Annotated in this window: 11 protein-coding genes, 2 rRNA genes, 1 pseudogene and 1 riboswitch; of the genes and pseudogenes, 13 read left to right on the top strand and 1 reads right to left on the bottom strand. The window is 68.3% G+C overall.

Translation table 11 applies throughout. The features are described 5' to 3' along the window. Window positions 1-12 precede the first annotated feature (12 nt). The 13 genes and pseudogenes from E4198_RS00710 (at window position 13) to E4198_RS00650 (ending at window position 13,775) form a co-directional block, all read left to right on the top strand. Window positions 13-3,138: ribosomal RNA gene (locus tag E4198_RS00710) — 23S ribosomal RNA — on the top strand. A gap of 128 nt (window positions 3,139-3,266) precedes the next feature. Further along, window positions 3,267-3,383: ribosomal RNA gene (gene rrf / locus E4198_RS00705) — 5S ribosomal RNA — on the top strand. 151 nt (window positions 3,384-3,534) lie between these two features. Beyond that, on the top strand, window positions 3,535-4,143 hold the full coding sequence (locus tag E4198_RS00700) for a CDP-alcohol phosphatidyltransferase family protein (protein WP_136181400.1): 609 nt from the start codon (window positions 3,535-3,537) through the stop codon (window positions 4,141-4,143). Between the two features lie 111 nt (window positions 4,144-4,254). After that, complete coding sequence (locus E4198_RS00695) at window positions 4,255-6,750, top strand: mannose-1-phosphate guanyltransferase (protein ID WP_136181399.1); 2,496 nt, start codon at window positions 4,255-4,257, stop codon at window positions 6,748-6,750. 99 nt (window positions 6,751-6,849) lie between these two features. Beyond that, a complete protein-coding gene (locus tag E4198_RS00690; RefSeq protein WP_210732754.1) occupies window positions 6,850-7,755 on the top strand; it encodes a DUF881 domain-containing protein in 906 nt (301 codons plus the stop codon). Continuing rightward, on the top strand, window positions 7,752-8,084 hold the full coding sequence (locus tag E4198_RS00685; RefSeq protein ID WP_027764785.1) for a small basic family protein: 333 nt from the start codon (window positions 7,752-7,754) through the stop codon (window positions 8,082-8,084). The genes E4198_RS00690 and E4198_RS00685 overlap by 4 nt, the downstream gene beginning before the upstream one ends. Before the next feature lie 5 nt (window positions 8,085-8,089). Beyond that, entirely contained in the window at window positions 8,090-9,064 is a 975-nt protein-coding gene (locus tag E4198_RS00675; protein ID WP_247597493.1) for a DUF881 domain-containing protein, read from the top strand. Further along, a pseudogene (locus E4198_RS25755) lies at window positions 9,015-9,557 on the top strand (hypothetical protein); the annotation flags it as partial. The gene E4198_RS00675 and the pseudogene E4198_RS25755, both read left to right, overlap by 50 nt. 15 nt (window positions 9,558-9,572) lie before the next feature. Further along, window positions 9,573-10,022 carry an FHA domain-containing protein gene (locus E4198_RS25750; protein ID WP_348771321.1) on the top strand — a complete coding sequence of 150 codons (450 nt, stop codon included), beginning with the start codon at window positions 9,573-9,575 and terminating at the stop codon, window positions 10,020-10,022. A gap of 32 nt (window positions 10,023-10,054) precedes the next feature. Next, window positions 10,055-10,819: a MerR family transcriptional regulator gene (locus E4198_RS00665; RefSeq protein ID WP_136181396.1), complete on the top strand. Its 765-nt coding sequence runs from the start codon at window positions 10,055-10,057 to the stop codon at window positions 10,817-10,819. A 70-nt stretch (window positions 10,820-10,889) separates the two neighbouring features. Beyond that, entirely contained in the window at window positions 10,890-11,363 is a 474-nt protein-coding gene (locus tag E4198_RS00660; RefSeq protein WP_027764781.1) for a bifunctional nuclease family protein, read from the top strand. 204 nt (window positions 11,364-11,567) lie between these two features. Continuing rightward, window positions 11,568-12,161, top strand: coding sequence for a MerR family transcriptional regulator (locus E4198_RS00655; RefSeq protein ID WP_136181395.1), 594 nt, complete (start codon window positions 11,568-11,570; stop codon window positions 12,159-12,161). 117 nt (window positions 12,162-12,278) lie between these two features. Beyond that, window positions 12,279-13,775: a DNA polymerase IV gene (locus E4198_RS00650; RefSeq protein ID WP_136181394.1), complete on the top strand. Its 1,497-nt coding sequence runs from the start codon at window positions 12,279-12,281 to the stop codon at window positions 13,773-13,775. Here E4198_RS00650 and E4198_RS00645 read toward each other — a convergent pair. Beyond that, window positions 13,688-14,068 carry a PRC-barrel domain-containing protein gene (locus tag E4198_RS00645; protein WP_136181393.1) on the bottom strand — a complete coding sequence of 127 codons (381 nt, stop codon included), beginning with the start codon at window positions 14,066-14,068 and terminating at the stop codon, window positions 13,688-13,690. The genes E4198_RS00650 and E4198_RS00645 overlap by 88 nt on opposite strands. Window positions 14,069-14,198: 130 nt before the next feature. Further along, window positions 14,199-14,296: riboswitch (glycine riboswitch) on the top strand. The last annotated feature ends 166 nt before the right edge of the window (window positions 14,297-14,462 follow it).

The following is a 14,462-nucleotide window of genomic DNA, read 5'->3' as shown; positions in this document are numbered from 1 at the left end:
GCGAGCATCTGTGGCCAAGTTTTTAAGGGCGCACGGTGGATGCCTTGGCACCAGGAACCGATGAAGGACGTGGGAGGCCGCGATAGGCCCCGGGGAGCTGTCAACCGAGCTGTGATCCGGGGGTGTCCGAATGGGGAAACCCGGCAGTCGTCATGGGCTGTCACCCGCACCTGAATGTATAGGGTGTGTGGAGGGAACGCGGGGAAGTGAAACATCTCAGTACCCGCAGGAAGAGAAAACAACCGTGATTCCGGGAGTAGTGGCGAGCGAAACCGGATGAGGCTAAACCGTATGTGTGTGATACCCGGCAGGGGTTGCGCATGCGGGGTCGTGGGACCGTACTTCAGTTGTCTGCCGGCGGCTGGGCGAGTCATAAATTGTGGGTGTAGGCGAAGGGCATGCGAAAGGCCCGGCGTAGAGGGTAAGACCCCCGTAGCTGAAACATCTGCAACTCGTTTGTGCGGCACCCAAGTAGCATGGGGCCCGAGAAATCCTGTGTGAATCTGGCGGGACCACCCGTTAAGCCTAAATATTCCCTGGTGACCGATAGCGGATAGTACCGTGAGGGAATGGTGAAAAGTACCGCGGGAGCGGAGTGAAAGAGTACCTGAAACCGTGTGCCTACAAGCCGTGGGAGCGTCGCACAGCAAGCTTGCTTGCTGTGTCGTGACTGCGTGCCTTTTGAAGAATGAGCCTGCGAGTTTGCGGCATGTTGCGAGGTTAACCCGTGTGGGGGAGCCGTAGCGAAAGCGAGTCCGAAGAGGGCGTTGAGTAGCGTGTTCAAGACCCGAAGCGGAGTGATCTAGCCATGGGCAGGGTGAAGCGGAGGTAAGACTTCGTGGAGGCCCGAACCCACCAGGGTTGAAAACCTGGGGGATGACCTGTGGTTAGGGGTGAAAGGCCAATCAAACTCCGTGATAGCTGGTTCTCCCCGAAATGCATTTAGGTGCAGCGTCGTGTGTTTCTTGCCGGAGGTAGAGCACTGGATAGGCGATGGGCCCTACCGGGTTACTGACCTTAGCCAAACTCCGAATGCCGGTAAGTGAGAGCGCGGCAGTGAGACTGTGGGGGATAAGCTCCATGGTCGAGAGGGAAACAGCCCAGAGCATCGACTAAGGCCCCTAAGCGTGTGCTAAGTGGGAAAGGATGTGGAGTCGCAGAGACAACCAGGAGGTTGGCTTAGAAGCAGCCATCCTTGAAAGAGTGCGTAATAGCTCACTGGTCAAGTGATTCCGCGCCGACAATGTAGCGGGGCTCAAGCACACCGCCGAAGTCGTGTCACTCCAGTATGTACCTTTAACGAGGGCTGGGGTGGGTAGGGGAGCGTCGTGTGCCGGGTGAAGCAGCCGTGGAAGCGAGTTGTGGACGGTATGCGAGTGAGAATGCAGGCATGAGTAGCGATACGTACGTGAGAAACGTGCGCGCCGATTGACTAAGGGTTCCTGGGTCAAGCTGATCTGCCCAGGGTAAGTCGGGACCTAAGGCGAGGCCGACAGGCGTAGTCGATGGATAACCGGTTGATATTCCGGTACCCGCTGTGAAGCGACCCACATCGAATCCAGTGATGCTAAGCCCGTGAAGCCGCCGGTGGATTCTTCGGATGAAGTCGGAGTGGTGGAGCCGGTGGCCCGAGCTGGTAGTAGGTGAGTGATGGGGTGACGCAGGAAGGTAGTCCATCCCGGGCGGTGGTTGTCCCGGGGTAAGGGTGTAGGACGTCAGGTAGGTAAATCCGCCTGGCTTGTGTCTGAGACCTGATGCCGAGCCGATTGTGGTGAAGTGGATGATCCTATGCTGTCGAGAAAAGCCTCTAGCGATGTTTCATGGCGGCCCGTACCCTAAACCGACTCAGGTGGTCTGGTAGAGAATACCGAGGCGTTCGGGTGAACTATGGTTAAGGAACTCGGCAAAATGCCCCCGTAACTTCGGGAGAAGGGGGGCCACGTCTGGTGATGGGACTTGCTCCTTGAGCTGGGGGTGGCCGCAGAGACCAGCGAGAAGCGACTGTTTACTAAAAACACAGGTCCGTGCGAAGCCGTAAGGCGATGTATACGGACTGACGCCTGCCCGGTGCTGGAACGTTAAGGGGACCGGTTAGTCATTCTTCGGGATGGCGAAGCTGAGAACTTAAGCGCCAGTAAACGGCGGTGGTAACTATAACCATCCTAAGGTAGCGAAATTCCTTGTCGGGTAAGTTCCGACCTGCACGAATGGCGTAACGACTTCTTGACTGTCTCAACCATAGGCCCGGTGAAATTGCACTACGAGTAAAGATGCTCGTTTCGCGCAGCAGGACGGAAAGACCCCGGGACCTTTACTATAGCTTGATATTGGTGTTCGGTTCGGCTTGTGTAGGATAGGTGGGAGACTGTGATGCTCAAGCGCCAGCTTGGGTGGAGTCGTTGTTGAAATACCACTCTGGTCGTGCTGGATGTCTAACCTGGGTCCGTGATCCGGATCAGGGACAGTGTCTGGTGGGTAGTTTAACTGGGGCGGTTGCCTCCTAAAGAGTAACGGAGGCGCCCAAAGGTTCCCTCAGCCTGGTTGGTCATCAGGTGGTGAGTGTAAGTGCACAAGGGAGCTTGACTGTGAGACTGACGGGTCGAGCAGGGACGAAAGTCGGGACTAGTGATCCGGCGGTGGCTTGTGGAAGCGCCGTCGCTCAACGGATAAAAGGTACCCCGGGGATAACAGGCTGATCTTCCCCAAGAGTCCATATCGACGGGATGGTTTGGCACCTCGATGTCGGCTCGTCGCATCCTGGGGCTGGAGTCGGTCCCAAGGGTTGGGCTGTTCGCCCATTAAAGCGGTACGCGAGCTGGGTTTAGAACGTCGTGAGACAGTTCGGTCCCTATCCGCTGCGCGCGTAGGAGTCTTGAGAAGGGCTGTCCCTAGTACGAGAGGACCGGGACGGACGGACCTCTGGTGTGCCAGTTGTTCTGCCAAGGGCATGGCTGGTTGGCTACGTTCGGGAGGGATAACCGCTGAAAGCATCTAAGCGGGAAGCCTGCTTCGAGATGAGGACTCCCACCCCCGTTGAGGGGTTAAGGCTCCCGGTAGACGACCGGGTTGATAGGCCGGATCTGGAAGCCCAGTAATGGGTGGAGGTGACCGGTACTAATAGGCCGAGGGCTTGTCCATAGAGGCTCGCGTCCACTGTGTGGGTTCTGAGACCACAACCAGGTCGAGAACCCGTAATTCCTTGCCCGCCTTTGGTGGTGTGTGGGGGGTTGCGGTTGTTCTCCCGGTGTTTGTGTGTTTCATAGTGTTTCGGTGGTCATAGCGTGAGGGAAACGCCCGGTTACTTTCCGAACCCGGAAGCTAAGCCTTATTGCGCCGATGGTACTGCGAGGGGGACCTCGTGGGAGAGTAGGACGCCGCCGAACAATCTGTGACGGGAGCCCCGTCGGCCTTCGGGCCGGCGGGGCTTTCGCCGTTTTCGGCCGAGTCGCCGGCACCCCTCTGCCCGGGTTGCCGCGTCCGGCCGGTATCGTCGGGTCGGCAAACGTCGGCGCACGTCACTCCCAGGAGGCCCGGGTGGAGGCTCAGGAATCCCCAGTCCGCGCGGACCGGGTTTTCACCATCCCCAACATCCTGAGCATGGCCCGCCTCGTCGGCGTCCCGCTCTTTCTCTGGCTCATCCTGTGGCCCGAGTTCGGCGGCCCCAACTGCGACGGCTGGGCGCTCCTCGTCCTCGCCCTGAGCGGAGTGAGCGACTACCTCGACGGCAAACTCGCCCGCCGGTGGAACCAGGTGAGCGACCTGGGCCGCATCCTCGACCCGGCTGCCGACCGGCTGTACATCCTCTCCACGCTCGTCGGGCTCACCTGGCGCGACATACTGCCGCTCTGGCTGACCGGGATCCTCCTCGCCCGCGAGGCGCTGCTGCTGGTCATGGTGTGGGTCCTCGACCGGCACGGGTTCGCCCCGCCGCAGGTGAACTTCCTCGGCAAGGCCGCCACCTTCAACCTGATGTACGCCTTCCCGCTCCTCCTCCTCAGTGACGGAAGTGGATGGCTGGCGTCACTCGCTGCTATTTTCGGATGGGCGTTCGCAGGTTGGGGTACAGCGCTGTACTGGTGGGCCGGAGTGCTCTACGTCGTTCAGGTCCGCCGCCTTGTCAGAGCGAGCGCCGCAACCGGCTGATCCCTCCCCGCGGCGTTCTCGCGTCCCGGGTGCCCGTCGTGTGACAACCTGGGCCTTCGGGGAGGGTGGTAGCCGGTTCGACCGTCGCTGCGCGAGGAGGACGCTTCCGAGATGAAGGCCGTCGTGATGGCAGGCGGCGAAGGCACACGCCTTCGCCCTATGACCGCGAGCATGCCCAAGCCACTGCTTCCCGTTGCCAACCGCCCGATCATGGAGCACGTGCTGCGGCTGCTCAAGCGCCACGGGCTCAGCGAGACGGTCGTCACCGTCCAGTTCCTCGCCTCATTGGTCCGCAACTACTTCGGCGACGGCGAAGAACTCGGGATGGAGCTGACCTACGCCAACGAGGAGAAGCCGCTCGGCACGGCCGGCAGCGTCAAGAACGCCGAGGAGGCGCTGAAGGACGACTCCTTCCTGGTGATCTCCGGTGACGCCCTCACCGACTTCGACCTCACCGACCTCGTCCGCTTCCACCGCGAACGCGGCGCCCTCGTCACCGTCTGCCTCACCCGCGTCCCGAACCCCCTGGAGTTCGGCATCACCATCGTGGACGAGGACGGCAAGGTCGAACGCTTCCTGGAGAAGCCCACCTGGGGGCAGGTCTTCTCCGACACCGTCAACACCGGCATCTACGTGATGGAGCCGGAGGTCTTCGACTACGTCGACGCCGACGTGCCCGTCGACTGGTCCGGCGATGTCTTCCCGCAGCTCATGAAGGAGGGCAAGCCCGTCTACGGCTACATCGCCGAGGGCTACTGGGAGGACGTCGGCACGCACGAGAGCTACGTCAAGGCGCAGGCCGACGTCCTCGAGGGCAAGGTCGAGGTCGACATCGACGGCTTCGAGATCTCCCCGGGCGTCTGGGTCGCCGAGGGGGCCGAGGTCCACCCGGAAGCGGTGCTGCGAGGCCCCCTGTACATCGGCGACTACGCCAAGATCGAAGCCGGCACCGAGATCCGCGAGCACTCGGTCATCGGTTCCAACGTCGTCGTCAAGAGCGGCGCCTTCCTGCACCGGGCCGTCGTGCACGACAACGTCTACATCGGCCAGCAGGCCAACCTGCGCGGCTGCGTCGTCGGACGCAACACCGACGTGATGCGCGCCGCCCGCATCGAGGACGGCGCCGTCATCGGCGACGAGTGCCTGGTCGGGGAGGAATCCATCGTCCAGGGCAACGTCCGCGTCTACCCCTTCAAGACCGTCGAGGCCGGTGCCTTCGTCAACACCTCCGTCATCTGGGAGTCCCGGGGCCAGGCCCACCTCTTCGGCGCCCGAGGGGTCAGCGGCATCCTCAACGTCGAGATCACGCCCGAACTCGCCGTCCGGCTCGCCGGCGCCTACGCCACCACCCTCAAGAAGGGGTCGACGGTCACCACCGCGCGCGACCACTCCCGTGGCGCCCGCGCACTCAAGCGCGCCATCATCTCCGCGCTCCAGGCCAGTGCCATCGACGTGCGAGACCTGGAGAACGTGCCGCTTCCCGTCGCCCGTCAGCAGACGGCCCGCGGTAGCGCCGGCGGCATCATGATCCGCACCACCCAGGGCCTTCCCGACAACGTCGACATCATGTTCTTCGACGAGCGGGGCTCCGACCTCTCCCAGGCGGCGCAGCGCAAACTCGACCGCGTCTACACCCGGCAGGAGTACCGCCGGGCGTTCCCCGGCGAGATCGGCGACCTCCGCTTCCCCGCCAGCGTCTTCGACTCCTACACCGGCTCCCTGCTCCGCGCCGTCAACACCGACGGCATCGCCGAGTCCGGCCTCAAGGTCGTCGTCGACGCGTCCAACGGGAGTTCCGGACTCGTCCTCCCCAGCCTCCTCGGCCGGCTCGGCGTCGACGCTCTCACCATCAACCCCGGCCTGGACGAGGCCCGCCCCACGGAGACCGCCGACGCTCGCCGCTCCGGCCTGGTGCGGCTCGGCGAGATCGTCGCCTCCGCGCGTGCCGCGTTCGGCGTCCGCTTCGACCCCGTCGGAGAGCGGTTCTCGCTCGTCGACGAGCGAGGCGAGATCGTCGAGGACCACCGGGCGCTGCTTGTCATGCTGGACCTGGTGGCGGCCGAACGCCGCAGCGGAAAGGTCGCCCTCCCCGTCACCACCACGCGCATCGCCGAACAGGTCGCCGCCTACCACGGCACGCAGGTGGAGTGGACCACCACCTCGCCCGACGACCTCACCCGCGTCGGCCGGGAGGACTCCACGATCTTCGGCGGCGACGGCCGTGGCGGCTTCATCATCCCCGAGTCCAGCTCCGTCTTCGACGGGACCGCCGCCTTCGTGCGGCTCCTCGGGCTGGTCGCCCGCACCCAGCTCACCCTCAGCCAGATCGACGCCCGCATCCCGCAGGCCCACGTGCTGCGCCGCTCCCTGACCACGCCCTGGGCCGTCAAGGGGTCCGTGATGCGGCGGGTCGTCGAGGCCGCCGGCGACCGTGACGTCGACACCACCGACGGCGTGCGGATCGTGGAGTCCGACGGCCGCTGGGTGATGGTCCTGCCCGATCCCGCCGAAGCCGTCACCCACCTCTGGGCGGAAGGCCCCGACGACACCTCCGCGCAGGCCCTGCTCGAGGAGTGGACGGGAGTCGTCGACAGCGCCGGGCGCTGACCCCTCCGGTCCGCGCCGCCGGCATCCCGCACGCGCCGGATGGGCCCCAACCGCCCACGCGGAGGGCCCATTCGGCGGAACGGCGGCCGACGTGCGACGATGTGCGGCATGTCGCAGCAGCCCCCCGGACGGAGTACCGCAGCGCGGCCTGCGCGACCCGACGCCTCGATGTCGCTGCTCACCAACGTCATGGAACACAGCCTCGACGACGGCTACGCCGAGGCCGCCGCGCGGGACGGGGTCGAGGGCAGGAACGGTCTCCCGCGGAGCCTTCGCGGACGCCTCTGGCTCGCCGCCGGCGTCGTTCTGGCCACCCTGGTGGTCACCGTGGGCGCGGTGCAGGCGCAGATGGACGCGCCGACCCTGGCCCGGGAGCGTGGGGAACTGGTCGAACGCGTCGAGGACGACACCGCGGCGGCCGACTCCCTGCAGCAGCGGGTCGACGAGCTGCGCGGCACCGTGAGCGAGATGCAGCGGGAGGCGCTGGAACGGCACGGCGGCGACCAGGCAGAACTGATCGCGCTGCTGTCCGGAGCCACACCCGTCGAAGGGCCCGGTGTCGAACTCACCGTGAACGACGCCAAAGGCGCCGGCGGCGGAGGCGACGGGCCCCGGGCCGACACCGGTTTCTCCGACACCGGGCGGGTCCGCGACCGGGACATGCAGCGCATCGTCAACGGCATGTGGAGCGCCGGCGCGGAAGCCGTGTCGATCAACGGGCAGCGGCTCACCGCCCTGTCCGCCATCCGCGCCGCCGGTGACGCCATACTCGTGGACAACAAGCCGCTCGCGCCGCCGTACGACGTCCTCGCGGTGGGCGACGGCAGCGAACTCGCCGACGCGTTCAAGGACAGCGTGGACGGCCGATACCTGCAGGTGCTGAAGGAGAACTACGGGGTGCGCTACAGCATCAGCGAACAGGACCAGGTCCGGCTGCCGGCCGCGGCGAGCCTGATCGTACGCACAGCGGAGCCCGTGAAGACAGAGAAGGGCAGCACATCGTGATCGCCGTACTGGGCCTCGTCGTGGGAGTCGTGGCCGGACTCTTCGTCCGGCCGGTGGTGCCTACCGTGGTCGAGCCGTACCTGCCGATCGCCGTCGTCGCGGCACTCGACGCGGTGTTCGGCGGGCTGCGTGCCATGCTGGACGGGATCTTCAACGACAAGGTGTTCGTGGTGTCGTTCCTGTCCAACGTGGTCGTCGCCGCCCTCATCGTCTACCTGGGTGACAAGCTGGGCGTCGGTGCGCAGCTCTCCACCGGCGTGGTGGTCGTCCTGGGCATCCGCATCTTCTCCAACGCCGCCGCGATCCGGCGGCACGTGTTCCGGGCGTGAGGCCGATGAGCGACGACAACCACGAGCCGGACAGCCCGGCCCCCCGCTCTGTCGGCCCCGAGCTGCCGCCGGAACGCCCGCGCGGCGGCACTCCGCCGGGCCCGCCGGAGGCGCCCCGGACCGGTCCCGGACCGGCGGCCCCGCCGCCGGACGGCCCGCCGACGTCCGGCGACCGACCGGGGGCCCCCGGATCGGAGGCCCCCGGGCCCGCGGACGAAGGACCTGCCGTCGCCGACCCGTCCGCTGCGTCCCGGGACGCGGAACCGACCGGGCGGCAGCGGCTCGCGGCCGCGATCTGGCCGCCGCGCGTCACCCGCGCCCAGCTGATCGCGGCCCTCCTGCTGTTCGTCCTCGGCCTCGGCCTCGCCATCCAGGTACGCAGCACCAGTGAGAGCAGCCCGCTGCGCGACGCCCGCCAGGAGGACCTGGTGCGCATCCTCGACGAGCTCGACGACCGCACCACGCGCCTCCAGGACGAGAAGCAGCGTTTGGAGGACCAGCGCAGCGAACTGGAGACCAGCTCCGACCAGGCCGAAGAGGCACGCAAGCAGACCCAGCAGAAGAAGCGGCAGCTCGGCATCCTGGCCGGCACGGTCGCCGCCGAAGGGCCGGGGCTCCGCATCACCGTCTCCGACCCGGCCGGTGCGGTCGAGTCCGACATGCTGCTGGACGCCATCCAGGAGCTGCGCGCGGCCGGTGCGGAGGCCATCGAGATCAACGACGTGCGCGTCGCGGCCGGCACCTACTTCACCGGAACCGGCGGCGACGTCCGCATCGACGGGAAGAAGGTCGGCGCTCCGTACCGCTTCCTGGCCATCGGGGAGCCGGAGGACCTGGAGCCCGCCCTCAACATTCCGGGCGGTGTGGTGCAGACGCTCGAGAAGGAGCAGGCCGTCGTGCAGGTCACCCGCGAGGAGAAGATCGTCGTGGATGCCTTGCGCAAGCCGGAACGTCCTGACTACGCTCGGTCATCACAGTGAGGTGGGCGATGATTCTTGCAGGGGGTCGGCGGGGGAGCGACGGACGGCGTCAGGGAGACTGTGCCCAGGCCAGGCACGTTTCCGCGATCTGCGCAACGGCCAATCAGAGCATCGAGGATCTGTCCTGCCCCACGGGCGGGTCTGTTTCGTGCGAGGGGAATCGCCCGTGAGTTTTCTTTCCAGGTTGTTCGGCAAGGGCCGCAAGGACGGCAGCGGCGACGGCCGCCACCGCGCCCCGCAGCACGGCGGTGACGGTGCGCCCGCCGAGACGGCCGGTCACGAGCGTCCCATGTTCCGTGACGAGGTGAATGGGCCGACCGGCGGTACTTCTCCCGCCGCAGGCGGAGTTTCTGTTGACCCCGGAGCCGCGGCGCGCATAGGTTCCACAGATCCATCAACCTCACCAACGGGTGGAGGATCTGCCTTGCCGGTCTGTTCGAGGTGCGGTACGCGCGCTGCGGAGGAGAGCCGCTTCTGCTCGCAGTGCGGTGCACCGCTGCGGGGCAGCGTGCCCCCGCCCGAGGCTCCCTCGGAGACCACCTCGACGATCTCCATCTCCGGACTCGAGGCCTACGACTCCGAGGCGACGGGCCAGCACGTGGCGCCGCTGCCCCCCGAGGCGCAGGCCGCCGTGGACGCGCTGCCGCTGGGCTCGGCCCTGCTCGTGGTGCGGCGCGGGCCCAACTCCGGCAGCCGCTTCCTGCTCGACGGCGAGCTCACCACCGCCGGCCGCCACCCGGAGAGCGACATCTTCCTCGACGACGTCACGGTCTCGCGGCGTCACGTGGATTTCCGTCGCGGTCCGGACGGCGTGTTCACCGTCTCCGACGTGGGCAGCCTGAACGGCACCTACGTCAACCGGGAGCGGATCGAGACCGGCATCCCGCTCGCCAACGGCGACGAGGTGCAGATCGGCAAGTACCGGCTGGTGTTCTTCGCCAGCCCGCGCAGCGCCTGACCACCCGGGGGTATCGACCCGCGGGAGGCTCCATGCCGCACACACCCACCGGCGGTGCCCTGGGGGGCACCGCCACCCGGGAGCCGTCGCTCCGGGGCGCAGCGGCCGCCCCGGAGGAGCGACCGCAGAGCATCGGCACCGTGCTCGCGGCGCTGCGGAAGGACTTCCCCGAGGTCACCCTGTCCAGGATCCGCTTCCTGGAGGCGGAGGGCCTCGTCAGCCCCGAGCGTGGAGCCGGAGGGCAGCGCCGCTTCCGCGACGCCGACGTCCGGCGGCTCCGCCACGTCCTTGGCCTCCAGCGCGACCACTGTCTGCCGCTGCACGCCATCCGGGAACGCCTCGGAGAGCCGGGCGACGGCCAGGACGCCGCAGCCCACCCCGCTCCCGCCCCTGGGCATCCCCGCGACCTGCGGGTACGCACCGGGCGGGCCCGCCTGCTCGCCGCTACCGGGGCCGACGAGGCGCAGTGCGCACGCTGGGAGGAGTACGGACTGCTCCGCCCGGACGCCGCCGGTCACTACGACGTGGCACAGGTGGCCCTCGCCCGTACCCTCGCCGAGCTCGGAGGGCACGGACTCGAGCCGCGGCACCTGAGGGCTGTCAAGGCGGCCGCCGACCGTTCCGCGGCGCTCGTGCAGCAGGTCGTCGCCCCGCTGCGGGCCAACCGCGACCCACGGGTCCGGGAGGACGCCGAGGCCACCGCACGGGACCTGGCCCACCTCACCGCCCGCCTGCACGACGCCTTCCTGCGGGCCGCACTGGAGCCCGCTCCACACGGTCAGAGCCGGGTCCGCTGAGCAGGCCGACGCCCACGCCGAAAGCGTGCCCGACTATCCAAACAGGCCGGGCACGTCCTAGGGTTGCTGTGTGAACGAGCTCGACGTCGTGGGTGTCCGGGTCGAAATGCCCTCCAACCAGCCGATCGTTCTCCTGCGGGAAGTGGGGGGCGACCGGTACCTCCCCATCTGGATCGGTCCGGGAGAGGCGACCGCCATCGCGTTCGCCCAGCAGGGCATGACGCCGGCCCGTCCCCTGACACACGACCTGTTCAAGGACGTGCTGGAGGCGGTGGGGCAGGAACTGACCGCTGTGCGCATCACCGACCTGCGTGAGGGCGTCTTCTACGCCGAGCTGGTCTTCGCCAGCGGCGTCGAGGTCAGCGCCCGCCCCTCCGACGCCATCGCACTGGCCCTGCGCACCGGGACCCCGATCTACGGCAGTGACGGCGTACTGGACGACGCTGGCATCGCCATCCCGGACGAGCAGGAGGACGAGGTCGAGAAGTTCCGCGAGTTCCTCGACCAGATCTCCCCCGAGGACTTCGGCACCAGCAGTCAGTGACCCGCGGGCTCCCGGCGGCCCGTCCCGTGACGCCGCCGCGCGCCCAACCGGCGTCCGTCCCCGCTCTGAAGCCCGCTAAACCACTCTTCGGGTGATTATCACTCGGCGTGCCGAGTGTGGCGATCGTTGACGCACCCGGAGCGACTGCCTACCTTCAAGTGGGCATCTTCCGGGGCCCGGAAGAGGGAAGGGACGGAGGTCGGCGTGAGAAGCACCGGCGACGGCGTGGCAGCGGGCGAACCCTCCCGAGCGGGGTCCGCGTCCCCGGCCGGCCGCGCACCCGCTCCCACTACCTCCGGCGAGGAGAACCTCGGCTACCGGGGTCCCACGGCTTGTGCCGCCGCGGGCATCACCTACCGCCAGCTCGACTACTGGGCCCGCACCGGCTTGGTCGAACCCGGTATCCGCTCCGCCCACGGCTCCGGCACCCAGCGGCTCTACAGCTTCCGCGACGTCGTCGTCCTCAAGATCGTCAAGCGTCTGCTCGACACCGGGGTGTCGCTGCAGAGCATCCGCGCCGCCGTGCAGCACCTGCGCTCCCACGGACGCACCGACCTCGCCCGGCTCACCCTCATGAGCGACGGTGCCACGGTCTACGAGTGCGCTTCCCCCGACGACGTCGTCGACCTGCTCCAGGCCGGTCAGGGTGTGTTCGGCATTGCCGTCGGCGTGGTGTGGCGGGACGTCCAGGGGGCCCTGTCGCAGCTGCATGCCGAACGGGTCGACACCGGCGAGACCGTCACCGCGCACCATCCGGCCGACGAACTGGCCCGGCGCCGCCGCGACCGCGCAGTCTGAAAACCTGCGACGACGCAGAGACCACCGCCCGCAGCGCTGTCCGGCCCTGCGGACGCCGCGTCCTCCCCGGTGCGCCCGTCCGGGCGGCTGTCAGCGCCGTAGGGCAGCATCGGTGGTGTGAGAGACGCAGCGACGGTCCTCCATCTCGACATGGACGCGTTCTACGCCGCCGTGGAGCAGGCGGCGAAGCCCAGTCTGCGCGGGAAGCCCGTGATCGTGGGCGGTCTCGGACCCAGGGGGGTCGTGGCCACCGCCTCCTACGAGGCGCGCCGGTTCGGCGTCCATTCGGCCATGCCCACGGCTCAGGCGCGCCGCCGCTGCCCCAATGCCGCCTACCTCACTCCGCGCTTCGGGCTCTACCGCCGGATCAGCGGACGGGTGATGGAACGGCTGTCCGTGCTCTCGCCGCTCGTCGAGCCCCTCAGCCTGGACGAGGCCTTCGTCGACCTCGAAGCGGGCGGGGCCGCAGCGGACTCGGCGGCGGCCACCACCGTCGCCCACCGCCTCCGCGCCGACATCCGGGCCGAGACCGGGCTGAGTGGTTCGGTGGGGCTGGCGGGCTCCAAGCTCCTCGCCAAGATCGCCTCCGAACGCGCCAAGCCCGACGGGCTGGTCGTGGTGGAACCCGGCACCGAACGCGCACTGCTGGCGCCGCTTACCGTGCGCACCCTGCCCGGGGTCGGGCCCGCCACCGCCGAGGTGCTGCGCCGCGCCGGCATCGCCACCGTCGGCGACACCGCGGAGGCGGGGGAGGACGAACTGCTGCGGCTGCTCGGGCGGGCCCACGGCAGCACGCTGTACGCCATGGCTCTCGGCCTGGACGACCGGCCCGTCGTCGCCGAGCGGGACGCGAAATCGGTGTCCGTCGAGGACACCTACGACGTCGACCTCACCGACCGAACGCGCGTGCAGACCGAGGTGGCGCGCCTCGCCGACCGCTGCGTGCACCGGCTGCGGGAGGCCGGCCGCTCCGGCCGCACCGTGGTTGTGAAGGTGCGCAGCTACGACTTCTCCACCCTCACCCGTTCCGAGACGCTGCGCGGACCGACCGACGACCCCGCCGTCGTCCGCGCCGCCGCGGCCAGACTGCTCGAGGGCATCGACACCACGGCCGGTGTGCGCCTCCTCGGTGTCGGGGTCAGCGGCCTCGCCGACTACACCCAGGAGGACCTGTTCGCCCAAGCCGCGGCCTCCGCCGAGGCGGAGGTCGGTGACGTGCCGGACCCGGGCCGTGCCCACGGCGCCCCGGTCCGCCCCGGCGGCGCGGCGGACGGCGGAGCGACCCAGGCGGCCGGGGAGCGGTCGCGCAGTTGGTTGCCGGGTCTCGACGTCCACCACCCGGCCTACGGCCCCGGCTGGGTGCAGGGCAGCGGCGTCGGACGGGTCACCGTCCGCTTCGAACAGCCCGGCTCGCCGCCCGGACCCGTCCGCACCTTTCCCGTCGACGACCCGGAGCTGACCGCGGCCGACCCGCCCATGCTCGTGCCCGGCCCCCCGGTCGCGGACGACTCCGCCTCCGGGGCCGGTCAGCCCTCCGAACCGGCGACCCGGCCGAAGTCCCGGTCCGGCGGCACGGCCGGCGGGCCGGGAGCGGAAGGCACGTCCAAGCCGTAGTGGTGGTAGAGCTGGAGTTCCTGCTCGGGCGACAGGTGGCGGCCCACACCGAAGTCCGGCGCGTCCTTGATCAGAGCCCGTTCGAACGGCACCCGTAGCACTTCGCCGTCCAGCAGGCTCGGCTCCAGCGGCACGAACGCGTCCCGGCTGAACAGACCCGTGCGCACCGCCGCCCACTCGGGCTCCCCGGTCGCGTCGTCCAGGTAGACCTCGTCCACGGTGCCGATCTTGAGTCCGTCACGGTCGAACGCTCTGCGGCCTATCAGGCTCCGCGGGTCGATGTCCGTCTGCACGCTGCCTCCAGCTGCTCGCACACTGCACGGGCCCCCTCCCAACGATTGGCCACTTCGCCCGCGACGGCCACTCGAGAGCCGCGCCCGTCCCCCTACGGCCCCTCGCTGGTACGCTCGGGGCGAAGGCTGTTGACCCCGTGCGGGAGAGCTCTCCGGCGGCAGCGCCGGAGGCGCCGAAGGAGCAACTCCTCCCCGGAATCTCTCAGGCTCACGTACCGTACGGACGAGGTCACTCTGGAAAGCAGGGTGGGCCACGGACCCGTGCCTGGGGCTCCCCCTCACCGACGGTGAAAACCCGGCTGCCCCCACAAGGCCCCGCCGGGTGAAGCTCTCAGGTTGTGATGACAGAGGGGGAGGCCGTCCGGGCACCGGCCGTGGTGCCCCTCGCAGGTCG

The sequence above is a fragment of the Streptomyces sp. RKND-216 genome (assembly GCF_004795255.1).
In the GTDB taxonomy this organism is placed as follows: domain Bacteria; phylum Actinomycetota; class Actinomycetes; order Streptomycetales; family Streptomycetaceae; genus Streptomyces; species Streptomyces hazeniae.
The sequence above is the reverse complement of the archived record's forward strand: the minus strand, read 5'-3'. Positions and strand labels throughout refer to the sequence as shown.